Genomic DNA, 21848 nt, shown 5'->3' with positions numbered 1-21848 from the left:
TGTTACTCACCCGTTCGCCACTAATCCGCTAGCAAGCTAGCATCATCGTTCGACTTGCATGTGTTAAGCACGCCGCCAGCGTTCGTCCTGAGCCAGGATCAAACTCTCCGTAAATGCTTACGCGCCAAGAAGTGAACGGGAATCGAACACAACCTGACAAGTTTGATGCTGACAGAACAAATCATTACTGACTTGCTTGTCCGTGAACCCTCCCAAAGAAGGATCCACTAATTTCATTTCCCAAAGGAACCCAAACCATCCAAAAGACGATTACGGGAAATTGGCATTTGACAATGTGCACGCTGTTGAGTTCTCAAAGATCGGACGCACCTGAACTGGCTTTTCGCTTTCGCAAGACCCGGTTCGGGGCAACTTCACTATCTTATCACTTGCCGCATCCGTGTCAAATCGAGGTGTTCATGGCGTGCAACTTGAAAGTTGGCTCGCCAAGAAAACCCGACCAGAGTCGGTGCAGGAGTGTTTTTACATCTTACGCTCGAGAGCAGGGTTCTACGAGAAAATCTTTGCTCTGTTTGCTGGGGATGGCCCCCACTTGAGGCCCAGAAGCACTTCGGCTTTCCGGCACCTTTGGGGTGACGAGTAGTTACTCTATGGGCTTTTTCACGAGTGCGCAAATTGAGAAGTACTCGCCCGCCAGAAGGCCGAAAGCACGGTCAACTACCCCGATATGTGGAGTACGCGAACGGGCTGAGGAGAAGGGGGATGTGGTAATGCTCCCCCTCATTCGCGAGTTCGAAAACGATGGCGACTTCGGGGTAGAACGCCGTGATGCCCTGGGCAGCGAAATACGCGCCGGTGTCAAAAGTCACTCGGTACCGACCGGCAGAAAGCGCAGCGGGCCCGAGGGTGCTGACGCGGCCGTCGGCGTCGGTGATGGCAGAGGCAACGGGCATCCACTCGCCGTCTGCACACGAGTGGAGCGCGATAGGCACACCTTCGGCTGGTTTGCCAAGCGTCGAATCGAGCACGTGCGAGGTGACGTGGCTGCGCGTCATGAGAGCTGCTCCGCGTAGATCGACTCGAGACGCAGCAGGGCGATGTCGCGCAACTCACCGCTCACCGTGGCGAGTTCGGTTGCGTCGTCGAGGGTGAGTCTGCGGCGAAGTTCGGCCACGATCTCGGGCCTCGTTCTGCCCTTCGCGCGAATGAGAAAGATGCGGCCGAAGCGCTGCTCGTAGTCGGCATTGCCGTCGGCGAGTGCGCGGGCGAGAGTTTCGTCTTCTGTCTCCGACGCGGCCTGCTCGTTTCGCGAGAAGACGGCGGCAGCAGTGTTGGAAGCGTGCTTCTCGCCGATGCGGGGATGATCGCCGAGGGCTTCGTCGATTTCGGCAGCGCTGAACGGGGTCGCCTCGCGGGCTGCCTCGAGCAGATCGTGCGAAGAATCGAAGGGTGCGGCGGCAGCGACCTCGTCGACCCAGCGGCTCACGGCTGCACACGAATACAGCGCCGCGCGCAACTCGTCGGGCGGCGGGTTCACCATGTCTGCCTCGTCATGAGGCAAGCCTACCGGCGCGTTTACGATGAACAGATGACGCACCATCTAGCGCACGGGCCTGGCGAGATACCTGTTGCCGGGCTGCTGCTCGCCGCGGGGGCCGGGCGGCGCATGGGCATGCCCAAGGCACTTGTTCGCAGTGACGATGGGGTGGCGTGGGTGGTGCGCGGTGCGCGGTTGCTGCTGGCGTCCGGATGCTCGCCGGTGGTCGTGGTGGTGGGAGCTCACGCGGCGGAGGTCGAAGCGGTACTGGCCGCCTCGCTGGATGCGGACGCACGCCTTCGCGTGGTGCGCGCGCTGGACTGGGCCGAGGGCATGTCTGCGTCGCTGCGCGTGGGGCTGCTCGCGCTCGGTGCGGTGGGGGCTACAGAGCGTGCCGAGGCCGCGGGCAGTGCGGAGCGTGCGGATGTCGTGGCGGGTGCGGGGGCTGCGGAGCATGTGGAGGCCGCGAAGGCTACCGGGGGTGGGGAAGCTGCCGGGGGTGCGGAGGCTGCCGATCGGCGAACGCCGCAAGCCAGCGGGGTCGTCATCACGCTGGTCGATCTGCCAGACCTCGTCGCAGCCGAGATCGACCGAGTCGTGGCGCGCGCGCTCGGTGAAGGTGACCGCGGGGGCCACGGCGGCGGCGCAGACGATGATGTCGCGTTCGAGGGTGCTCGGGGTCGGCGGGCACTCGTGCAGGCGACGTATCAAGGGCGGCCCGGGCATCCGGTATTCGTGGGCAGGGAGCACTGGAATGCGCTGGCTGACGAGATCACCGGGGATCGGGGAGCGCGGGCGTACCTCGAGGCTCATGGGGCCGAGCTCGTGGAGTGCGGCGACCTGGGTAGCGGAGCAGACGTCGATCGGCTTTTACCGCCGAGCGGCGGAACGGCGTAAGAATGAAGGCCCCAGTCGCGACTGCCCGGGCTTTCGGCGACGCCTTTCGGGTTTTGACACTTTTAATGATCTTTTCTCGGTTTTGTCGGCTACCCTGTCGGGATGCACGCTGCTTCATCTTCGCTTCGCGCCGCCCTGGGCGCCCTTCTTGGAATTATCACGCTGAGTGTTTTGGCGGGTGTTCTCGTGACGGCTATGGTGGCCCCCGTCATCGCTGTCGCCGGTACGACAGCCAACAGCACGATCAACATTTTCGAGAACCTTCCCGACTACATCAAGCCCGATGCCCTCTCTCAAACCTCGAGCCTCTACGGCAAGAACCCTGATGGATCAGAGATACTTCTTGCTTCGTTCTTCGAACAGAATCGGCAAAGCGTCGGTTGGAACGACATCTCGCAGTACGTGAAAGACGCCCTTGTTTCAACCGAAGACCCCCGCTTCTACGAGCACGGCGGGCTCGATGTGGAGTCGACGGCCCGCGCATTGATGGGCAACTTCTTTACCGGCGGTATTCAATCTGGCGCCTCAACCATTTCGCAGCAGTATGTCAAAAACATCTGCGTTCAGCGCGCTGAAGCCATTACCGATCCTGATCAGGAGAAGGCTGCGTACGCAGACTGCACAGCCCCGACGCTCGACCGCAAACTCAAAGAGATGAAGCTGGCTATCGGGCTTGAGAAGGAGTACAGCAAAGACGACATCATGCTCGGCTATCTCAACATCTCGCTTTTCGGTGGTCGTGTTTACGGCATCCAAGCGGCAGCAGAGTACTACTTCGGCGTGAGCGCTAAGGACGTCACGCTAGCGCAGGCGGCAAGTCTGATTGCGACGGTCAACGAACCAGAGGGCCTCAGAATCGACCTTGATCAGCAGCACATCGACGACAACACAGCGCGTCGGGATAAAGACGTTCTGCCGTCGATGCTGAAACAGCATGCCATCACGCAGCAGCAATTCGACGACGCAATCGCAACGCCCGTTACCCCGAAAATCACACCGCCTTCGACCGGATGCCAGACCGCCATCGAAGGTGCCGGATTCTTCTGCGACTTCGTCAAGAAGATCATCGAACAAGATCCACTTTTCGGTGACACGCCCGAAGCTCGAGAACATGCCCTCAACACCGGTGGCTATCAGATTCACACGACTCTCGATATGAACCTGCAGAAGTCTGCCGACGAGACTGTGAAGTACTACATGCCGTACACCGACGGGGATCTTGATCTCGGCAGTGTCATGGTAACTGTCGAGCCGGGAACCGGCCGAGTCGTCGCTATGGCGCAGAACAAGAACTTCTCTGAAGACCCGGACGCTCCTGCCGACGCCACATCGGTCAACTACTCGACCGATGAGAACTACGGCGGGTCGACGGGGTTTCAGACGGGTTCGACGTACAAACTTTTCACCCTGATCAACTGGTTGCAAACCGGTCACTCGCTCGGTGACATTGTGAACGGGTCGAACGGGCAGAAATTCGACAAATCGAAATTCGCCAACTGCGATGGTGTCGACTATGGCAGTTATGACCCTCAGAACGACGCGGGCGAGGCGGGTGGCAGAAACGACGTACTGACCCAATTCGAGGAATCGGTAAACAATGCATTCATCGTGATGTCTGAGCAACTCGACGCGTGTGACATTCGAAACGTGGCGAAATCGCTCGGCGTTCATCGTGCCGATGGGCAACCGCTCAAAGACAATGTCGCCGCTGTACTCGGCACAAACGAAATTGCCCCCCTCACAATGGCGGCCGCATATGCCGGGGTTATCAACAAGGGCATGTTCTGTACCCCAATCGCCATCGACTCGATCACTGATGCCACAGGGTCGGCTGTCGCGGTGCCTCCGTCGACCTGCACGCAGGCTGTAGACCCGAAAATAGCAATTGCAGCCAGCTACGCCATGAAAGGGGTCGTCGAAAGCGGAAACGGTACGGCCAACTACGGAGACCCGAGCGACGGCATCGACCATGGCGGCAAGACAGGCACCACAGATAACGAAGAGAGCTTGTGGTTGGTGGGCGGCACGACCAAGCTCGTCACGGCATCGTGGGCCGGAAACGTTTCGGGGCATGTTTCCCTTCGCAGCACGACCATCGACGGCCCGGGAAGCGGCAGGGTCAGTCAAGGAAAATCTCGGGTATACATGTGGCACGACTACTACGTCAACACTGCTGATGCCTACGGTGGTGATGACTTCGCTTCGCCCGACCGAGACCTTCGGGTCGGGCAGTCGGTCGCGGTACCTGATGTGACAGGTCTTTCTTTGTCGTCGGCGCTGGCGAAGTTGACGGATTCCGGTTTTGTCGGTGTTGATGGTGGCGTGATCGCGTCTGATCGCCCGGCCGGCCAGGTCGCCGCGAGCAATCCACCTCCCGGCAGCGGCCTGGTCAAGGGCTCGCAGGTCACTCTCCAAACGAGTGACGGCTCACTGAAGAATTTGCCAGACGTAACCGGAAAGCCCATCGCCGCTGCGCTTGGCGCGTTGAGCGGCTGGCATGTCACCCAAGTGACCTCGCCAGATCCAGGATGCTCGCCCAACACCGTCACGGCCCAATCGCCCGCCGCAGGGCTACTCAATCAATCTGCGACAGCAGTGACATTGAGCGTCTGCGCGCCTAAGTAACAGCTATTCGACGAAATCGGCGGGTGATGGGGGCGAATTACTCGAGTTCGTTGAGGTCGCCGTAGAGGCGGTTGATCGACGAGATGCGGGTGCGAGTACCGCGAGCGGCTATGGCGAGGGTTTCGCTGGCGAGTACTGCGACGAGGCTGTTGGCGGCCGCGTAGCTGTCGAGGGCCATGATGGTGTCGACGGGGCACTCGAGCCAGATTCTCGAGTGGGGGGCGTACCGGGCGGCGGAGGAATCGGCCAGGAGAATGAGGGGCACGTCGAGGTGCTGCAGGGCATCCACTACCCGGGTGAAACCGCGCGGGCGGCGACGGAAGCCGACGAGAACCACGGCGTCGTTCGGGCCGAGCCCGGCGAGTTCTTCACCGATGGATTGGGCGGGCTGGGGCGCGAGGCGCACGTCGTCGAGGCCCTGAATGAGCTGCTGGCGCAGGTGGAGGGCGACGGGATACGAGTTGCGGAGGCCGATCACCACGACGCGGCGCGCTGACGCGAGAAGGGTGGCTGCGGCATCGATTCTGCCGTCGGCGATGGTGATGAAGGCCTGGCGGATGTTCGCGAGTTCGTGATCGAGATGAGTGCTGCCGGCATCGGCGCGGCCAGCGGGGCCGAGGGTGACTCCGCCGAGGGGAACGCCCTGACTGCGGAGCGCTCGGGCGTGGTCGCGCACCTCTTGGGCGTCGGTGAAGCCGAGGCTGCGGAAGAGGCGACTGACGGTCGCCTTGGAGACTCCGCTGAGGCGGGCTAGTTCGGAGGCGTTGTAGACGGCGAGATCGGCGAGGTGGTCGAGGATGAAGTCGGCGGCGCGCTGCTCTTGCGGGGTGAGGTCGGCGTAGGAGTCGTCGATGCGCTGGGCGATGGGTTCGGCGCGGGCCGTTGGTGTAGCGGGGGCACCTGTGCTGGCGGCGTCGCCGGGTATGGCGAGGGCGTCTGAGGTGGCCGGCGCGTCTGGTGTGGCGGGCGCATCTGATGTGGCGAGGGCGGCGCTGCTAGCGGCGGCACCGGGCATGGCCGTGGCGTCGCTGCTGGCGCCCCGCGGGTTCATCGGAGCTCGGAGTCGGGCGCGGTCGGCAGCGGGGTGGCTGCGGCCAGGGAGAGAACGGCGAGCTCGAAGGCATCGGTCGCAGCGGAGACGTCGGGTGCCTCTACATGCTCGTCGGGGTGGTGGCTCACGCCGCCACGACAACGGATGAAGAGCATCGCGATGTCGGTGACGTCTGCCACGGCCATGCCGTCGTGACCGGCACGACTGAGCAGGAGCATAGGGTCGGGGTCGCCCGCTGTCGCCGTGATGCCGGCCGAGATGGCGCCGCGAAGTCGAGGGCTGCAGGCGACGGCGGGTGCGTTGTGGGTTTGCCGAACGGCAAAGGTGAGACCGCGAGCTTCGCAGATGGCGGTGATGGCTGACGTGATGTCGTTCCAGACGCGGTCGCGTTGTTCGTCGAATTCGGCGCGCAGGTCGAGACTGAACTCGACGCGGCCCGGAATGACGTTGACGGCATTGGGGAACACCTCCAGGTGGCCGACGGTGGCGATGAGACCGGCCGCGCGGGCGGTGGATTCGATCATGGTGATGATTTCGCTGGCGCCGGCCAGTGCATCCTTTCGCCGGTCGAAGGGGGTGCCGGAGTGGCCCGCGTGGCCGTTGACGGTGATGGCGAAACGGCGAGCGCCTGCGATGGTGGAGACGATGCCGAGGGGGCGATCTGCCTCTTCGAGATAGGGGCCCTGCTCGATGTGTGCTTCGAGGTAGCCGACGAGTGATTCGGGGGCGCGGGCGGCGGCTGCAAGATGCTGGGGGTCAAGGCCGAAGGTTGTGTACGCGTCGCGCAGGGTGACGCCGTTTTCGTCAGTGAGGTCGAGCCAGTCGGGGTCGAACGTTCCGGCCAGGGCGCGGCTGCCGAGAAGAGCGCGGCCGAAGCGGGTGCCTTCTTCGTCTCCGAAGGCGACCACTTCGAGGGCAAAGGGCAGCGGAATGCCGGCGGCGTGGATGCGGTCGACCACTGCGATGGCAGTCAGTACGCCCAGAATTCCGTCGTAACGACCGGCCGAGGGCACGGTGTCGAGATGCGAGCCGAGCACAAGGGCGGGGAGGCCGGGAACGGCGCCTTCGAGGCGGCCGCACTGATTGCCCGCCGCGTCTTGCCAGGTGGTCATGCCGGCTTCGCGCATCCAGGTGGCGGCGAGCGCGTTGACGGCGCGGTGCTCGTTGGTGAGGTAGACGCGGCGGATGAGTCCGTTCGGCAGGGTGCTGTAGGCGGCGAGCTCGTCGCAACGGGCGAGTAAGGAGAGCGCGCTAGTGCGAGCGGTGACCTCGGGTGGTAGGGCGGTGACCGGCGCGGCCAGGCGGCCCGGTGTGGTCGGGGCAGCCGCGTGGCCGAACGCGGCAGGGAGCTCGAGGGGGGCTCTGTCGGCAGTCGCGGGGGATGCGGGCGACGGGGAGATGGGGTCGGTCACAAGGCGACGCTCGCGGCGAAGTCGGCCTCGGCCGACTGGTCGGCGTAGAAGTCGTAGGCAGCGGCTACTCCCCCGCCGGGCGTGATGGATTCCCCGGCCCCTGCACGACGCAAGACCTGCTCGAGGGCGGCGAGCGTGGTGAGCACGGTGTCTTTACGGGCGTTGTAGCCCATCGTTCCGATGCGCCAGACCTTGCCGTGCAGCGGGCCGAACGAGGTGCCGATCTCGATGCCGAAGTCATCGAGCAGTTCGCCGCGAACGGCGTCGCCCGAAACCGTGTCGGGGATGTAGACCGCAGTGACATTGTTCATCTTGTAGCGAGTGTCGCCGAAGATGCTGAGGCCGAGGCCACGGAGGCCTTCGAGCATGGCACCGCCGTGCATCCGGTGCCGCTCGACAGCACTGTCGATGCCCTCGTCGACGAGCAGGCGCGCGCATTCGCGGGCCCCGTAGAGCATGGTGGTGGCTTCGGTGTGGTGATTGAGGCGTTTGGGGCCCCAGTAGTCGAAGATCATCGACAGGTCGAAGTAGTTCGAGCGAATGGGTGTCGCAGATACCTCATCGCCTGCCGAACGGATGCCCGCCTCGATGCTTTTGCGTGAATCAATCAGTTCGACGGCCCTCGCCGAGAACGTGGCCGGGGCCGAACCCGACGGGCCGCCGAGGCATTTCTGCAGGCCGGCGGTCACGGCGTCGAGGCCCCAGGCGTCGGTCTCGAACGTGTTACCGCCGAGCGACGCGGTGACGTCGGTATAGAAGATGACGTCGTGGGCGCGGCAGATGGCGCCGAGTTCGTCGAGCGGCTGAGCCATGGTGGTAGAGGTGTCGCCGTGCACAACGGCGAGAATCTTGGGCTGCGTCTCGATGATCGCCCGCTCGATCTGCTCGGGCGTGAAGACGGTGCCCCACTCGGCCTCGATGACGTGCACCTCGGCGCCGCAGCGCTCGGCGATCTCACGCAGAAGATGCCCGAAGCGGCCGAAGACGGGCACGAGTACCCGGTCGCCGGGCTCGATCATGCTGACGAGTGCCGCCTCGATGCCGGCGCGCGAGGTGCCGTCGATGAGCAGAGTCTGCTCGTTCTCGGTCTGGAACACCTCGCGGTACAGCCCCATGGTTTCGTTCATGTAGGCCGTCATCGCCGGGTCGTACTGGCCCACGAGCTGTGCCGACATTGCACGCAGTACGCGCGGGTCGGCGTTGATCGGGCCCGGGCCCATGAGCAGACGGGCGGGCGGATTGATGGGCTGGCTGGCGATGAGGGTTCTCCTTGTTGGCGGTAGCGCCGGCGCTGAACCGTCGCGGTCGGGCGCGGGCGGCTCCCGGATGCTCTGATACAAGTGTTTCAGACAATCAGCCTATGCAACAAGTGTTTCACACGTGTTACGCAAGACGTCTCCCCCTTGTGGGCCCGTTACGACGTTTTGAGGCCGCTAGACCGGGCTCAATTCGGCGTATCGGGCTCACCACGCGCGGACCCACCACGCGCGGACGGGTGCGCGGCGGCGGGCGTTAGGTGAAGTCGGCTACGCGGATTCGGGCGTGCACGCCCTTCACGATGTCGACCACTTGGGAGATGTTAAAGTCGGTGGCCGCGCTGAGGTAGGCGTAGGCCAGGTGCGAGTCCATACCGTAACGGGCGCCGAGGAGGGCGATGGCGGCACGAACACAGTGCTGTACGGCCTCGTCGAGGTCGGTGCTCATACCTGTTGGCACGAGAAACTCAGAGGTCTCGGCGAGGGGGCCGACGAGCTGGCCGAACTGCTGCAGGGCATCCGTCTGGCTGAGTACATCGAAGCGGACTGTGACTCGAAGCGAGGCCTCCATGGCGGTGAGCGCGACTTCGCCGTCGCCCTGGGCGAAGTGCGGGTCACCGACGTACGCGAGGGCACCCTCGACCTGAACGGGTAGGTAGAGGGAGTTTCCGGCGGTGAGCAGGTTGATGTCGATGTTGCCGCCGTGCGGGCCGGGCGGAACCGAGTGCGGGCGAGTGTCACCAGAAACCGCGACGCCCATGATGCCGAGGAACGGGTTGAGCGGAAAGCGCACCGAACGCGGGCCGGCGGCGACGAGCGGGAGGGTGCCTACGCGTCGACCGTCAGCGTCTTCGTCGACGGCCGCGAACGCGCTGACCGTTTCGATGCCGACGGGGAACTCGCCGGGCAGGGCGCCTCGGCCGTGCCTGTTCGAGATGACGCCGTAGGGCACGCGAGGCAGGGCTTCGATGAGCGTCATCTTGAGCAGATCGCCGGGTTTGGCTCCGCGAATTCGGATGGGCCCGGTGACGACGTGCGGTCCGTCAGAGGCCCGGTCGCGCGGGTAATCCGAGGCGGCGATGGCGATGGCGTCGTCGAGCACGCCGTCACCGTCGACGCCGTGGCTGCCGAAGAACCGGCGCGGGTCGCGGCCTTGGTCTTCGAGAATGCCTTCGTGGCTGAGGGTGTCGATGGTGACCTCGGCTCCCGAATCGACCTCAAGCACCGCCGCGTCTGCAGCGCACGGCAGCCGGCCCCAGAGAACATTTCGGCCTGTTGCGGGCAGATAGTGTTGTGAGCGGATCGTTCCGCTGCCGGGCTGGAGTGGATCGAGGATCATGTCAGATCTGCCTTCTGTTCTACCGGTCGTCGACGATTCGAGAGTACCGCGTCGGCCGAACGGGCTTGCGCGCTCCCGGCCTCAGACCCCGCACCCGCCTCGCACCCTCCCAGACAAGGACCCGACTCGTGCTTCGACGACTCCGCAGTAATCCCGATAACCTGCACCTCGGGCTGATGCTCGCTCTGACCTTCTCCACCGGTGTCGTCGACGCCGTCGGATACCTCGGCCTTGACCGTGTCTTCACCGGCAACATGACCGGGAACGTCGTCATCCTCGGCATGGCACTGGCCGGCGCCGACGGTCTGCCCATCGTCGGCCCGATCATCGCCCTGCTCAGCTTCATGCTCGGCGCCGTCATCGCCGGCCGAGTACTCCGCCCAGTCAAGGACGGCTGGACCGTCAGAAGCACCGGCCTACTGACCGCAGTCGCCGTGATCATGGTCGCCCTCGCCGTGACCCTCATCATCTACGGCGCCACACCCCCACAGCCGCAGGAATACATCGTCACGATGTTCTTGGCCATCGGCATGGGCATGCAAGCCGGCACCGCCCGCCACCTCGGCGTGAAAGACGTCACCACCGTTGTCGTCACCTCCACCATCACCGGGTTCGCGGCCGACTCACGTCTCGCCGGCGGCAAAGGCCAACCCTGGTTTCGGCGCGGCGCCGCCATCGTACTCATCGCAGTCGGCGCCGGCGTCGGCGCACTACTGCTGCGCCTCGGCCTCGGCTGGGGCGTGTCGCTGACCGCACTCATCACGGTCGCCGTTGCGATACTCGGGCACGTCGGCACATCAACCCCGCGCCGCGAGGTCACCGCTGACGAGCCTGCGCCGGTGGCCTGACGTCACTGAACGCCGACTCGCTGCCCGTCGACTCGCTGCCCGTCGACTCGCTGCCCGTCGACTCGCTGCACGTCGATTCGCTGCACGTCGACTCGCCGCACGTCGATTCGTGGCGGCAACTCGCGCCGCCTTGCTCGCGGCGCTAGGCCATAACCCGGCCGGCCAGCTCGGGCAAGCTCAGTAGTTCGGCGGCACTGTCGAGAATGTAGGCGTGTGGATGCACGCTCAGTTGCGACCTCGTCAGCCCCCCGCTGAGCACACCGATGCCCGCGACCCCCGCATTGTGCGCGGCGAGCAGATCGACGGCGGTATCGCCGACCGCGAGTACCGCCGAAACATCCGTCACCCCCGTTTTCTCCATGGCGTGATGGATCAGGTACGGAGCCGGCCGCCCGAGCACCACGTCTGAGGTGGTCACCACGGCATCGAGCAGATGCGCGGGGCCAGCGCCGACGCTCCAGCCGAGCGAATCGAGCAGAGGCCCCGCAACCTCGTCGGAGAACCCGGTCGTCAGAGCGATGAACACTCCGCGCGAAGCCAGCTCACGAAAGGCCTCCTCGACGCCCGGCAACGCCACCGGAGCATGCCGTTCGTACGCTTCGGCGAGAAGCAGCTTGAAACGAGCGAACGTGTGCACCACGAGAGCGTCATCGGGGTGCACCCCGCCCAGACGCAACAAGGCGATGATGGCGGTTACCTTGTCGGTGCCCATCCACTGCTGAAGGTCGTCGTCGGCCACGGTCGCGCCTGTTTCGGTAACCGAATCGGCGAGCGCCACGTAAACCAGCCCGTGGTCGTCGATGGTGGTTCCGGCCATGTCGAAAGCGACGAGTTCAATCACAATGCAGGAGCCTTTCTTCGCCGCCGGCCCGACTGCCGGCGTGTGGCCATTGCAGCAGGGTGAGTTGAACGGGGTGTGAATGCTGTGTGGCGGAATGCCCGTGGCCTGCCACATCGCCTTGACTTACCTGGCGCACCCCCGCACGCTCGGTGATCGTGACTGATGTTTCTGTGATCGCCGAGTGCGATGTTCTTATTGTCGGAGCAGGAATCGTAGGCCTGGCGCACGCCGCCGAGGCTCACCGGCGCGGGCTCAGCGTGGTGGTGATCGACCGCGACAGCCACGCCGTGGGGGCTTCGGTGCGCAATTTCGGGCACTGCTGCATCACGGCGCAGACGGGCGAGTTGCTCGAGTTGGCGCACGTGGCGCGCGAGCGGTGGCTGTACTTCAGCGGCGAGGCGGGGTTCTTCGCGGTGCAATCGGGCGCTCTCGCGGTGGCGCGAAGTGCGGAAGAGCTCGCGGTGCTCGACGAGCTGTCGGCGAGCCGAGAGGCGGGCGAGGTGCGGTTGGTACGGGCATCCGAAGCCCTCGATCTGCTCGACGTGAATCTTCTGGGCGTGAACGGCGAGTCGACCGGTGACACTGCGCCGATTCTGGGTGGGGCGGTGCTGCGGGATGATCTGCGGGTCGATCCGCGGCAGGCCGTCGCCGCGCTGGCGGGGTGGCTCGCGGTACAGCCCGGCGTGACGTTCGTGTGGCGAACGGCGTATTTCGGTGGCGAAAGCGCGGCGCTATCGAACGTGGCGGCCACGACCGAAGGTGCGGCGACGAGTAGCGGAGCGGCAGCGAGCGCCGCCGCGACCGGCGCAACCGAGGGCGGCGAGCTGCAGCGCACCTCTCGCGGCGTCATTCGAGCCGCTCGAACGATTGTGTGCGTGGGTCACGACCTCGACTACCTCTTCCCCGAGGTGGCCGAGGCGTTCGGCGTCGAGCGATGCGTGCTGCAGATGGCGCGCATCGAGGCGCCAGGCGGCAGACGTATCGCTCCTGCGGTGCTCACCGGAACGTCGATGCTCCGTTACCCCGCCTTCGCGAGCACGGATGCCGCGGGCGCGCTGCGAGCTGCGGCGTTGGCCGGGCATCCGGAGCTCGTCGACATCGGCGCGAACGTCATGTTCACCCAGCGGCCCGACGGCACCATCATCGTCGGCGACAGCCACGCGTACGGCCCGACCGCCGCGCCGTTCATGGCTGAGCAGACAACCGAGGTTCTGCTTCGGCACATCGGCGACGTGCTCGGCGTGCCGGAGGTGCGTGTCGTCGAACGCTGGCAGGGAATCTACGCGTCGAGCGCACGGCAGCCGTACGTGGTCACCGAGGTCGCGCCGAACGTCACCGCGGTATCGATTACGTCTGGCGTCGGCATGACCATTTCGTTCGGGGTCGCCGCACGCACCTTCGAGTCGCTCGGCTGAGTCGCCGCTCGCTCTTTGCCCCGTGTTAACCGCTACAGCCCTCGCCGGTTACCGGCGAAAGCGAGCATCAGGTGATCGCACCCCGGCGCATCCGAATCGTTCGCCGTGCAGAGCGCGAACGGCCGCACGGTCATCCAGGAGGACAACTCAGTGAACAGCAAACGTCTCATCGCGGCGGCAGCCATCATGGCCGCCTCCGCGCTCGCACTCACCGCCTGCGCGGGGTCGTCGACGCCCGCCAGCACCGGCGAGACCAGCGCGAAGACCGCCACCAGCGCGGCAGACCTCGGCGGAATGGATGCGCTCGTCGCGGCCGCAAACGCCGAGGGCCAGCTGAACGTCATCACCCTTCCGCCGTCATGGGCGAACTACGGCAAGATCATTTCGGGCTTCGAGGCGAAGTACCCCGGCATCAAGATCAACTCGGCGAACCCCGACGGCTCGAGCGCCGACGAGGTCGCTGCGGCGAAGGCTCAGCAGGGCCAGTCGACCGCCCCCGATGTGTTCGACATCGGCACCGCGGTGCTGCAGCAGAACCTCGACCTGGTTGCGCCCTACAAGGTGGCGAACTGGGCCGATATCCCCGCTGACTTCAAAGACGCCGACGGCAAGTGGTACTACGACTACACCGGCCTGATGTCAGTCGGCTACGACTCGAAGGTCATCACCACCCCGCCGACCTCGATGAAAGACCTGCTCGGAGCGGCCTACAACGGAAAGGTCGCTATCAAGGGCGACCCGACGCAGGCCAACGAGGCCGCGAGCGCGGTCTACCTCGCCGCATTGCAGAGCGGCGGCAGCGCTGACAACATTCAGCCCGGCATCGACTTCTTCTCCCAGCTGAAGAAGGCCGGCAACTTCCTCGCTGTCACGCCCACCCAGGCCACTGTCGCGTCGGGTGAGACCCCCGTGGTCATTCAGTGGAGCTACAACAACCTCGCCTGGGGCGCGGCCGGCGGCACCTCGGGCAACCCCGACTACAAGACCGTCGTTCTGCCGGGCTCAGCACTCGGCAGCTACTACAACCAGGCCATCAGCGTCGACGCACCGCACCCCGCGGCTGCTCGGCTCTGGGAAGAGTACATTTACAGCCCCGAGGTGCAGAACCTGTACCTCGCGTCGGGTGCCTACCCGGCAACGCTGACCGCGATGCAGTCGGGTAACACCGTTGACAAGACCGTGCTCGCCACCGTCGGTGCTCCCCCACAGAACTTCGTGCAGCTCACGGCCGACCAGGCCACCGCTGCGGCAGGGCTGCTCAAGTCGGGCTGGGCTTCGGCCATCGGCTGATGCGCACCTCATGACAACAACCGTCGTCGCACCCGTTGCGCCGGCCGAAACCGTACGCGGCGCCGAGGTCACCACCCCTCGGCGCCGCGTCGCGGCTTGGCTGGGGCTCATTCCCTTCGGGGCATATGTCGTTCTCTTCTTGGGCGTACCCGCCGTGCTCGCTGTCGCCAGCGGATTCTTCGATGGCTCCGGAGCCTTCACGTTCGCGAATTTCGCCGCCTATGCGAATCCCGCGATTCTGCAGAACTTCTTCGCCTCACTCTGGATCTCGGCCCTGACGGCTGTTCTCGGCGCCATTCTCGGAGCCGTCATCTGTTTCGCGCTGCTCGGCACTCGGCCCGAACGGATGCTCCGTTCCACCGTCGACTCGGCGTCGAGCGTCTTGGCGCAGTTCGGAGGCGTGATGCTCGCTTTCGCCTTCATCGCCACGATCGGCGTGCAGGGCGTGCTGACGAAGTGGCTCGTCTCCATCGGCATCACCCCGAATATCTTCACGAACTTCGGCGGCAACGGGCCGTTGCTCTACCAGATACCTGGTCTGGTCATCCCGTATCTGTACTTTCAGATACCGCTGATGGTGCTCACCTTCATGCCCGCGATGGAGGGGCTGAAGTCGACCTGGGCCGAGGCGAATGCCACGCTCGGCGGCACCCGGCTGACTTACTGGTGCCGAATCGGCATGCCTCTTCTCGCGCCAGCATTCTTCGGCAGTCTCATACTGCTGTTCGCCAACGCATTCTCGTCGTACGCGACAGCTGCCGCGCTCATTTCGCAGGGCGGCATCATTCCGCTCGCCATCAGGCAACAGCTCACCAGCGAGACGATCGTGGGCGTTTCGAATGTGGCCGGCGTGCTGGCGCTCGGGATGGTCGTGGTGATGATCATCTTGATGACCGCCTACTCGGCGCTGCAGCGACGCGCATCACGGTGGCGACGATGAGCGCGCCTGAGGTGGAGGCGCGAGAGGCGCAGGCGCCGCACGTTGTACCTCGACTCGTGGCGACTCGCGCTGGTCGACCGCAGAAGACTCCTCGCTACGCCGCAGCGCCCTCGGCACTGACACGCTGGATCATCCTCGGCGTCACGGGGGTGATCTTCATCGTGCCGATTCTGGCGATGATCGAGTTCTCACTTCGCCAGGGCCAGACCGGCGCCTACGGGTTCGAGCACTACGCCGCAATCTTCACCGCGGGCGAGGCCGGAACGTACGACGTGCTCTTTCAGGGCATCGCCAATTCGATCGGCATCTGCATCGTCACGGTGGCGATTGTTCTCGTGTTGCTGCTGCCGACGATGATTCTGGTCGAGCTGAAGTACCCGAAGCTTCGCGGGGTGCTCGAATTCGTCTGCATCATTCCCATCACCATTCCGTCGATCGTGCTGGTGGTGGGTTTCATTCCGGTGTACCAGGTGGTGGCGCGCCTGTTCGGCAGCAACGCCTGGACGCTCGCGTTCGCGGTGGGCATCATCGTGCTGCCGTACGCGTTTCGGCCCATCGCCGCGAACCTGGCGGCGGTCGAGGTGGTCACGCTCAGTGAGGCCGCGCGGTCGCTTGGGGCGAACTGGGGTCACGTGTTGTGGCGGGTCATTCTGCCGAACCTGCGGCCGGGCATCCTCTCGGCCTGCTTCATCACCATCGCGGTGGTGCTCGGCGAATACACGATCGCCTCGTTTCTCAGTCAGAACACGTTTCAGACGGCACTGGTTCTGGTGCAACACACCGACCCGTACGTTGCAGTGATCTTCGCGGTCTTTGCACTCGTTTTCGCCTTCATACTTCTACTCATCATCGGCCGGCTCGGTAGCCTCGGCCGCAATCGGAGGGCCGCATGAGCAGCATCTCAGCACGAACCGCAACCACGCGTCAGATGGGCAAGCGCCAGCCCGGCGGGCGCGAGTCGGGCCTCGGCCGTTCGCTTCGGCCGGCCGGCGAAGGCGCGGGCGTCGAACTTCGCAATGTGGTGAAGTACTACTCCAGCCAGCGAGCGCTGAACGGAGTCAATCTGTCGATGGCGCCGGGCGAGTTCGTGGCGCTGCTGGGGCCCTCTGGGTGCGGCAAGACCACCGTGCTGCGAGCGCTTTCGGGGCTGGAGAGCGTGTCGGAGGGGCACATCGAGATCGACGGAGTCGATGTGGTCAACACTCCGGTCAACCGCCGCGACATCGGAATGGTGTTTCAGGCGTACTCGCTGTTTCCGCACATGACCGTGACGCAGAACGTCGAGTTCGGGCTGCGCATGCGACGAGTGGATGCGGCGAGCAGGCGCCGCCGGGCATCCGAAGCTCTCGACATGGTGGGGCTGGGTACCTTCGGCGGCCGTTACGCCCATCAGCTTTCGGGTGGGCAGCAGCAACGGGTCGCGCTCGCTCGGGCGCTGGTGACGCGGCCGCGGGTGCTGTTGCTCGATGAGCCGCTCTCGGCGCTCGACGCGAAGGTGCGCGTGCAGCTGCGCGACGAGATTCGGCGCATTCAAACCGAGCTCGGCATCACGACGCTGTTCGTGACGCACGATCAGGAGGAGGCCCTGGCGGTGGCCGACCGGGTGGCGGTGATGCGCGAGGGCAATATCGAACAGATCGGTACGCCCGAAGACCTCTACACGCGGCCGGCCACATCGTTCGTGGCCACGTTCATCGGGTTGAGCAACGCGATCGACGCCGAGCTGGTGGGCAACGAAGTGCGGGTGCTGAACGCGGCGTTGCCGCTGCTCGGAACCGGGCCCGCTTCGGGGGCGGTCACGGCGTACATTCGACCCGAAGACGTGTCGTTCGCGTCGTCGGGGCTGGGGGCGACGGTCGTGGCGTCGAGCTTTCTCGGATCGCTCCGTCGCACGCAGGTGCGGCTCGACTCGGGCGAGCTGCTGTTCGTGCAGCACGATGTGCAGCTGCGGCCGGCATCGGGCGAGCGGGTGTTCGTGGCGCTGCGCGGTGTTCCGGTGGCGGTGGATGCTCGGCAGTAACATCGGCGCCTGACGCGGCCCAGCTCGGCCTACCGCGAAGCGCTGACTCCGGAGCGTAGGCGCAGGCGCTGGCAGTGCGGGCAGAAGTGCGAGGAGCGATTCATGAAGCTTTCGCGCACGATGAGCGTGCCGCAGCGGGGGCACGGTTTGCCCTGCTGTGCGTAGGCGTTCAGCGAGTGGGAGAAGTAGCCTGAGGCGCCGTTGACGTTGACGTAGGTTTCGCTGAAGCTGGTGCCGCCCTCGGCGAGGGCCTTGCTGAGCACGAAGCGCACTTCGGTGAGGAGCAGGCGCGCTTTGGCCGCACTGAGCGAGGCCGTGGGCTGGGCGTAGTGCACCTTCGCCGCCCAAAGGGATTCGTCGGCGTAGATATTGCCGATTCCGCTCACCAGGGTCTGGTCGAGCAGAGCGCGTTTGATGCCGGTGTTCTTGCGCTTGAGGGCGGCGAAGAACGAGCGCTCGTCGAAGGCGGGGTCGAGCGGGTCACGCGCGATGTGCGCCACCTGGCTCGGCACGGCGGCGAGCCATTCTGGCGGCGGGTCTGCCGCTGCGAGCGGGCTCGGGGCGGGCGGCCTCAAGGCGGCCGGGCTCGGGGCGGCCGGGCTCGGAGCGGCCGGGCTCGGGGCGGCCGGGCTCGGGGCTGGCGGCCGGGCCGGAGTGGCGCGAGCGAGCGGATTCGGAGTTGCGACGGCCGCCGAGGCACTAAGAGCGGCGGAGGCGTGCGGCCAGCCCGCCTCGAGGCCGGGGCCCGAAAAGCCGCCGGCACGGCCGTCTGGGGTGGGCAGCAGCACGTCGACCGCCATCGAGCCGAAGATGCGCTGGTCGACGAAGTTCACCCAGTACTCTCCGAGCGTCGGATGCTCGATGCTCAGGCGAATGCGTAAGAGGCCGTCTTCGGCGGTACCGGGGGAACGCAGCAGTACTTGGCCACTCATTCCGAGATGGATCACGAGCGCGCGGCCCGACGACAGTGGGAGCCACAGAAACTTTCCGCGACGCACGGCCGCGAGCATCCGTTCGCCCGTCAGCAGAGCCTCGAACGACCCGGCCAATGCGTTGTGGCGCTTCAACGAGCGCACATCGAAGACCTCGACGCCCGTGATGAGGGCTCCCGTGATTGCGGGCTCGAGGCCGCCGCGAACGACCTCGACCTCAGGTAGCTCAGGCACGGGCGGCGCGCCTGAGCGAATCTGGACTCGTGAGCCCGCTGGGGCCAAATGAGGCCGGTACACCCGGCTCAATTGGTCGTAACAGGCTCAGATCTGGCCGATGGGCCGACCGGGAGCGCGGGCCGCGCCGGCAGCGGGAGCGCGGGCGGGTCCGGCAGCGAGAGCGCGGGCGAATCCGGCGGCGGCGGGAGCGCGGGAGGTCAGGCATCGCGGTCGGCGAGTAGCTGCTGCGCCTTGCGGGCCGCCAGCGACTCGGCCTGCTTCTTGCTCGAACCTTCGCCGGTGGCCGAAACGAGGGTGCCGATCGAAACCGTGGCGATGAACGTCTTGCGGTGATCGGGGCCGCTTTCGGCGACGTCGTAGTGCGGGGCTCCCTCGCCGGCCGCAGCGGCGAGTTCTTGCAGGGTGGTCTTCGGATCCATCGACTCGCCGAACGTGTTCGGGTTCGCAATGAGCGGTTCAACGAGTCGCAGCACAAGGGCTGTGGCCGTTTCGCCGCCGAGGCCGAGATAGGTCGCTCCGATGAGCGCCTCGACGGTGTCGGCCAGAATCGACGCCTTCTCGCGACCCCCGGTGAGCACTTCGCCTCGGCCGAGGTGGATGTACGCGCCCAGCCCGATGGTCGTGCCGATGCCTGCGAGTGCCACCGTCGACACCAGGCTCGCGCGCCGCTTGGCCAGCTCCCCCTCGCTGAGCTCGGGAAACCGGGTGTAGAGCATCACGGTGACGGCCTGGCCGAGAATCGAATCGCCGAGAAACTCGAGGCGTTCGTTCGTGGCTACGCCGCCGTGCTCGTACGACCAGGAGCGGTGGGTGAGCGCAAGGTGCAGCAGATCATCCGGAATCTGCACCTCGAGGGTCGCCAAAAGGTGCGTTCTGTCTAACGCCTTGTCAGACGCAGCCGCCTTATCGGGCATCTCAGAACGCACCATTCACAACAGCGGCCATTGCGCGAGAAATCACTGCGGGCGAAGATTCATTCGGTGTCACCCGCAGGGCGAACCAGTTGGCTCGCATCGCCCCGAAGGGCGAACAATTGGCTCTAAATGTCTGCGACTTTGCGGCCCTTGTACTCAAGGAACAGCGCGGTGCCGGCGGAGTCTTCGACAACCTTCGCGCGGTGCGGGAGGCTGTAGGTGGTCTTGCCGTTCTCGATGGTCTTCACCAGGGTGGGGGCGGTCGCCTTCCACTGCGCGCGGCGCATGCGGGTCGAGGCCCGCGACATCTTTCGCTTCGGTACAGCCATGAGCTAACTCTTCTCTATCTCGGCGACCCAGGCGGAGTTTCTCCGTCGGTCGCGTGGTCTGTGGGTGTGGAGGCTTCTTCGTCTGATTCGAGCAGGCCGGCAAGCGCAGACCAGCGCGAATCAATGATCTCCTGCGGTTCGCGCTTAGGCAGATCTTCGAGCCGCTCGCCCGTGACGGGGTCGAGGCCTGGGCAATCTGGCCGGCAAACCGGTTGGAACGGGAGTGCGAGAACCACCGCATCCCTGATCAGAGGTTCAAGGTCGACATGGTCGCCCACAACCTCATAATCAAAAGCTTCGTCACGAGAATACGCGAAAAGCTCCGCAAACTCGACTCGAACGGGCAAACTGATGTCTTTGAGGCAGCGACCGCAGACTCCGAAGGCCGCACCAGAGACCTGAGCGGTCACCAGAATGCCGTCATGCAGCGACTCAAGGCGCACATCTGCCTCGAGAACACTGCCTGCCTCGATGGCAACGAGACCTTCGCCCATTTTCTCCGGCACAACGAGGTCGAGTTCGCGTTCGCGCAACTCGCCGGGCTGATGCATCAGATCCCAGACGTTGACCGTGAACGGAGTTTTGCTGAATTTGTTCACGGTCATCAAGTTTACCGGGTGTTTACTGTGCGCTGCCCGTGTCGCCGTGATGGCTCAGGCCGGCACCGCAATCGACGCGAACGCTTCGTCGAAGATGGCGAGAGCGCGAGCGCATTCCTCGTCGGTGACCACGCAGGGCGGCACGACGTGCAGCCGGTTGTCGGCGAAAACGGGCAGTAGCCCGAGCGAGAGCAGTTTCGCCTTCAGAGCACCGATCACGGCCAGCGACAGCGGTTCGCGGGTCACAGGGTCTGCCACGAGATCGAGCGCCCAGAACACGCCGATACCGCGCACCTCGCCGATGACCTCGTGCTTCGCCGCGAGTGCGCGCAGGCCTGGCCCGAGTACATCGCGGCCGATGCGGGCTGCGTTGTCGACGATGCCCTCGTTCGCCATGGCGTCTTGGGCGCCGATGATCGACGCCATGGCGAGTGGATGCCCGGAGTAAGTCAAACCGCCAGGAAACACCTGCTCGTCGAACTGCTCGGCGATGAACGGCGGAATGATGACCCCGCCCACCGGCACGTACCCCGAGTTCACGCCCTTAGCGAAGGTGATCAGATCAGGCACCACAACGTCGCCGCCCTCGGCCTCGGCCAGAGCCTGAAACGCGAACCAGCCGCCCGCACGCCCGAACCCGCACATCACCTCGTCGAAGATCACGATGATGCCGTACTTGTCGGCAAGAGCACGCACCCCCGCGAGATAGCCGGGCGGGGGCACCAGGATGCCCGCGGTGCCCGGAATGGTCTCGATCAGAATCGCCGCGATCGATGTCGACCCCTCGGCCTGAATCACTCGCTCGAGGTGATGCAGCGCGCGGCTCGACTCCTCTTCGGGCGTGGTCGCCCAAAACTCGGAGCGGTAAGCGTACGGACCGAAGAAGTGCACGTGCGACCGCGCATATTCGTTCGGCACTCGACGCCAGTCGCCCGTCGCAGCAACGGCGGAGCCCGTGTTGCCATGGTACGAGCGGTACATCGACAGCACCTTGTCGCGCCCGGTGTGCAGCCTCGCGAGCCGCATCGCGTTCTCGTTCGCGTCTGCACCGCCGTTGGTGAAGAACACCTTGCTGAACTGCTCACCGGCCCGGGCAAGGATGCGCTGGGCTGCCTGCCCGCGGGCCAGATTGGCGGCCGCCGGAGCGATAGTGGTCAGAATGTCGGCTTGCGTTTGAATCGCAGCGATGACGGCCGGATGCTGGTGGCCGATGTTCACGTTGATGAGCTGGCTCGAGAAGTCGAGGTAGCTGTTGCCGTCGAAATCCCAGACCGTGCTCGCGAGGCCGCCCGCAATCACCATGGGCTTCAGCGCGGCCTGCGCCGACCAGGAGTGAAAAACGTGGGCACGGTCGAGTTCGTAGGCGAGTTCGCCGTCTTCTGGTGAGAGGTTCACGATGTGGTGC

The 21848-nt window shown here is 65.1% G+C and carries 20 protein-coding genes and 1 rRNA gene; 8 read left to right on the top strand and 13 right to left on the bottom strand.

Annotated elements, in window-relative coordinates; translation table 11 throughout:
* The 3 genes from IEX24_RS04220 to uraD form a co-directional block, all read right to left on the bottom strand.
* Window positions 1-114, bottom strand: a 16S ribosomal RNA gene (locus tag IEX24_RS04220); the annotation flags it as partial.
* Window positions 115-674: 560 nt separating this feature from the next.
* Complete coding sequence (uraH, locus tag IEX24_RS04215) at window positions 675-1016, bottom strand: hydroxyisourate hydrolase (RefSeq protein WP_188674089.1); 342 nt, start codon at window positions 1014-1016, stop codon at window positions 675-677.
* Complete coding sequence (gene uraD / locus IEX24_RS04210) at window positions 1013-1501, bottom strand: 2-oxo-4-hydroxy-4-carboxy-5-ureidoimidazoline decarboxylase (protein ID WP_188674076.1); 489 nt, start codon at window positions 1499-1501, stop codon at window positions 1013-1015. The genes uraH and uraD overlap by 4 nt, the downstream gene beginning before the upstream one ends.
* Window positions 1502-1549: 48 nt before the next feature.
* Here uraD and IEX24_RS04205 point away from each other — a divergent pair, with 48 nt between their 5' ends.
* Window positions 1550-2395, top strand: coding sequence for a nucleotidyltransferase family protein (locus tag IEX24_RS04205; RefSeq protein ID WP_188674073.1), 846 nt, complete (start codon window positions 1550-1552; stop codon window positions 2393-2395).
* A gap of 102 nt (window positions 2396-2497) precedes the next feature.
* Entirely contained in the window at window positions 2498-5020 is a 2523-nt protein-coding gene (locus tag IEX24_RS04200; RefSeq protein ID WP_188674070.1) for a transglycosylase domain-containing protein, read from the top strand.
* A gap of 37 nt (window positions 5021-5057) precedes the next feature.
* Here IEX24_RS04200 and IEX24_RS04195 read toward each other — a convergent pair whose 3' ends face one another.
* The 4 genes from IEX24_RS04195 to IEX24_RS04180 all read right to left on the bottom strand — a co-directional run bounded on the left by IEX24_RS04195 (window position 5058) and on the right by IEX24_RS04180 (window position 10078).
* Window positions 5058-6071 (bottom strand): MurR/RpiR family transcriptional regulator, encoded by a 1014-nt coding sequence (locus IEX24_RS04195; RefSeq protein WP_203585934.1) that lies wholly within the window; start codon window positions 6069-6071, stop codon window positions 5058-5060.
* Window positions 6068-7483, bottom strand: coding sequence for an allantoate amidohydrolase (locus IEX24_RS04190; protein WP_229715072.1), 1416 nt, complete (start codon window positions 7481-7483; stop codon window positions 6068-6070). The genes IEX24_RS04195 and IEX24_RS04190 overlap by 4 nt, the downstream gene beginning before the upstream one ends.
* A complete protein-coding gene (locus IEX24_RS04185; protein WP_188674349.1) occupies window positions 7480-8703 on the bottom strand; it encodes a pyridoxal-phosphate-dependent aminotransferase family protein in 1224 nt (407 codons plus the stop codon). The genes IEX24_RS04190 and IEX24_RS04185 overlap by 4 nt, the downstream gene beginning before the upstream one ends.
* Before the next feature lie 292 nt (window positions 8704-8995).
* Window positions 8996-10078, bottom strand: coding sequence for an acetamidase/formamidase family protein (locus IEX24_RS04180; protein ID WP_188674059.1), 1083 nt, complete (start codon window positions 10076-10078; stop codon window positions 8996-8998).
* A 128-nt stretch (window positions 10079-10206) separates the two neighbouring features.
* On the opposite strand from IEX24_RS04180, the gene IEX24_RS04175 reads away from it, so the two are divergent.
* Window positions 10207-10926, top strand: a complete 720-nt coding sequence (locus IEX24_RS04175) for a YoaK family protein (RefSeq protein ID WP_229715071.1) — start codon at window positions 10207-10209, stop codon at window positions 10924-10926.
* 142 nt (window positions 10927-11068) lie between these two features.
* Here the strand turns inward: IEX24_RS04175 and IEX24_RS04170 are convergent, their stop codons facing one another.
* Window positions 11069-11767, bottom strand: a complete 699-nt coding sequence (locus IEX24_RS04170; protein ID WP_188674056.1) for a phosphonatase-like hydrolase — start codon at window positions 11765-11767, stop codon at window positions 11069-11071.
* 149 nt (window positions 11768-11916) lie between these two features.
* Between IEX24_RS04170 and IEX24_RS04165 the strand changes: the two genes are divergently transcribed.
* The 5 genes from IEX24_RS04165 to IEX24_RS04145 all read left to right on the top strand — a co-directional run bounded on the left by IEX24_RS04165 (window position 11917) and on the right by IEX24_RS04145 (window position 17432).
* Window positions 11917-13182: a TIGR03364 family FAD-dependent oxidoreductase gene (locus tag IEX24_RS04165; protein ID WP_268236222.1), complete on the top strand. Its 1266-nt coding sequence runs from the start codon at window positions 11917-11919 to the stop codon at window positions 13180-13182.
* Window positions 13183-13332: 150 nt separating this feature from the next.
* Window positions 13333-14472 carry an ABC transporter substrate-binding protein gene (locus tag IEX24_RS04160; protein WP_229715070.1) on the top strand — a complete coding sequence of 380 codons (1140 nt, stop codon included), beginning with the start codon at window positions 13333-13335 and terminating at the stop codon, window positions 14470-14472.
* 10 nt (window positions 14473-14482) lie between these two features.
* Window positions 14483-15412: an ABC transporter permease gene (locus IEX24_RS04155; protein ID WP_188674049.1), complete on the top strand. Its 930-nt coding sequence runs from the start codon at window positions 14483-14485 to the stop codon at window positions 15410-15412.
* Entirely contained in the window at window positions 15409-16305 is an 897-nt protein-coding gene (locus tag IEX24_RS04150) for an ABC transporter permease (protein ID WP_188674046.1), read from the top strand. Before IEX24_RS04155 ends, IEX24_RS04150 begins: the two co-directional genes overlap by 4 nt.
* Before the next feature lie 35 nt (window positions 16306-16340).
* The gene (locus IEX24_RS04145) at window positions 16341-17432 is read left to right on the top strand and encodes an ABC transporter ATP-binding protein (protein WP_188674340.1); all 1092 of its coding nucleotides are present in this window, start codon (window positions 16341-16343) and stop codon (window positions 17430-17432) included.
* 29 nt (window positions 17433-17461) lie between these two features.
* Here the strand turns inward: IEX24_RS04145 and IEX24_RS19450 are convergent, their stop codons facing one another.
* The 5 genes from IEX24_RS19450 to IEX24_RS04115 all read right to left on the bottom strand — a co-directional run bounded on the left by IEX24_RS19450 (window position 17462) and on the right by IEX24_RS04115 (window position 21838).
* Window positions 17462-18598, bottom strand: a complete 1137-nt coding sequence (locus IEX24_RS19450) for an Fpg/Nei family DNA glycosylase (protein WP_229715069.1) — start codon at window positions 18596-18598, stop codon at window positions 17462-17464.
* Between the two features lie 200 nt (window positions 18599-18798).
* Entirely contained in the window at window positions 18799-19530 is a 732-nt protein-coding gene (gene rnc / locus IEX24_RS04130; RefSeq protein ID WP_229715068.1) for a ribonuclease III, read from the bottom strand.
* A 110-nt stretch (window positions 19531-19640) separates the two neighbouring features.
* A complete protein-coding gene (gene rpmF, locus IEX24_RS04125) occupies window positions 19641-19844 on the bottom strand; it encodes a 50S ribosomal protein L32 (RefSeq protein ID WP_188674043.1) in 204 nt (67 codons plus the stop codon).
* A gap of 14 nt (window positions 19845-19858) precedes the next feature.
* Window positions 19859-20449, bottom strand: coding sequence for a YceD family protein (locus IEX24_RS04120; RefSeq protein ID WP_188674040.1), 591 nt, complete (start codon window positions 20447-20449; stop codon window positions 19859-19861).
* A 48-nt stretch (window positions 20450-20497) separates the two neighbouring features.
* Window positions 20498-21838 carry an aspartate aminotransferase family protein gene (locus IEX24_RS04115; RefSeq protein WP_229715066.1) on the bottom strand — a complete coding sequence of 447 codons (1341 nt, stop codon included), beginning with the start codon at window positions 21836-21838 and terminating at the stop codon, window positions 20498-20500.
* Window positions 21839-21848: the final 10 nt, after the last annotated feature.

The sequence above is a fragment of the Subtercola lobariae genome, assembly GCF_014640255.1.
Lineage (GTDB): Bacteria > Actinomycetota > Actinomycetes > Actinomycetales > Microbacteriaceae > Subtercola > Subtercola lobariae.
Note: the sequence above shows the minus strand (reverse complement) of the source record. Positions and strands in the feature narration are given on the sequence as shown.

What these genes read in the sequence shown, in the direction of transcription:
- IEX24_RS04120 (WP_188674040.1), bottom strand. Translation starts at nt 20,449, where the DNA reads ATGACCGTGAACAAATTCAGCAAAACTCCGTTCACGGTCAACGTCTGG.
- IEX24_RS04185 (WP_188674349.1), bottom strand. Translation starts at nt 8,703, where the DNA reads ATGGGCCCGGGCCCGATCAACGCCGACCCGCGCGTACTGCGTGCAATG.
- IEX24_RS04150 (WP_188674046.1), top strand. Translation starts at nt 15,409, where the DNA reads ATGAGCGCGCCTGAGGTGGAGGCGCGAGAGGCGCAGGCGCCGCACGTT.
- IEX24_RS04180 (WP_188674059.1), bottom strand. Translation starts at nt 10,078, where the DNA reads ATGATCCTCGATCCACTCCAGCCCGGCAGCGGAACGATCCGCTCACAA.
- IEX24_RS04200 (WP_188674070.1), top strand. Translation starts at nt 2,498, where the DNA reads ATGCACGCTGCTTCATCTTCGCTTCGCGCCGCCCTGGGCGCCCTTCTT.
- uraH (WP_188674089.1), bottom strand. Translation starts at nt 1,016, where the DNA reads ATGACGCGCAGCCACGTCACCTCGCACGTGCTCGATTCGACGCTTGGC.
- uraD (WP_188674076.1), bottom strand. Translation starts at nt 1,501, where the DNA reads ATGGTGAACCCGCCGCCCGACGAGTTGCGCGCGGCGCTGTATTCGTGT.
- IEX24_RS04155 (WP_188674049.1), top strand. Translation starts at nt 14,483, where the DNA reads ATGACAACAACCGTCGTCGCACCCGTTGCGCCGGCCGAAACCGTACGC.
- rpmF (WP_188674043.1), bottom strand. Translation starts at nt 19,844, where the DNA reads ATGGCTGTACCGAAGCGAAAGATGTCGCGGGCCTCGACCCGCATGCGC.
- IEX24_RS04195 (WP_203585934.1), bottom strand. Translation starts at nt 6,071, where the DNA reads ATGAACCCGCGGGGCGCCAGCAGCGACGCCACGGCCATGCCCGGTGCC.
- IEX24_RS04145 (WP_188674340.1), top strand. Translation starts at nt 16,341, where the DNA reads ATGGGCAAGCGCCAGCCCGGCGGGCGCGAGTCGGGCCTCGGCCGTTCG.
- IEX24_RS04205 (WP_188674073.1), top strand. Translation starts at nt 1,550, where the DNA reads ATGACGCACCATCTAGCGCACGGGCCTGGCGAGATACCTGTTGCCGGG.
- rnc (WP_229715068.1), bottom strand. Translation starts at nt 19,530, where the DNA reads ATGGTGCGTTCTGAGATGCCCGATAAGGCGGCTGCGTCTGACAAGGCG.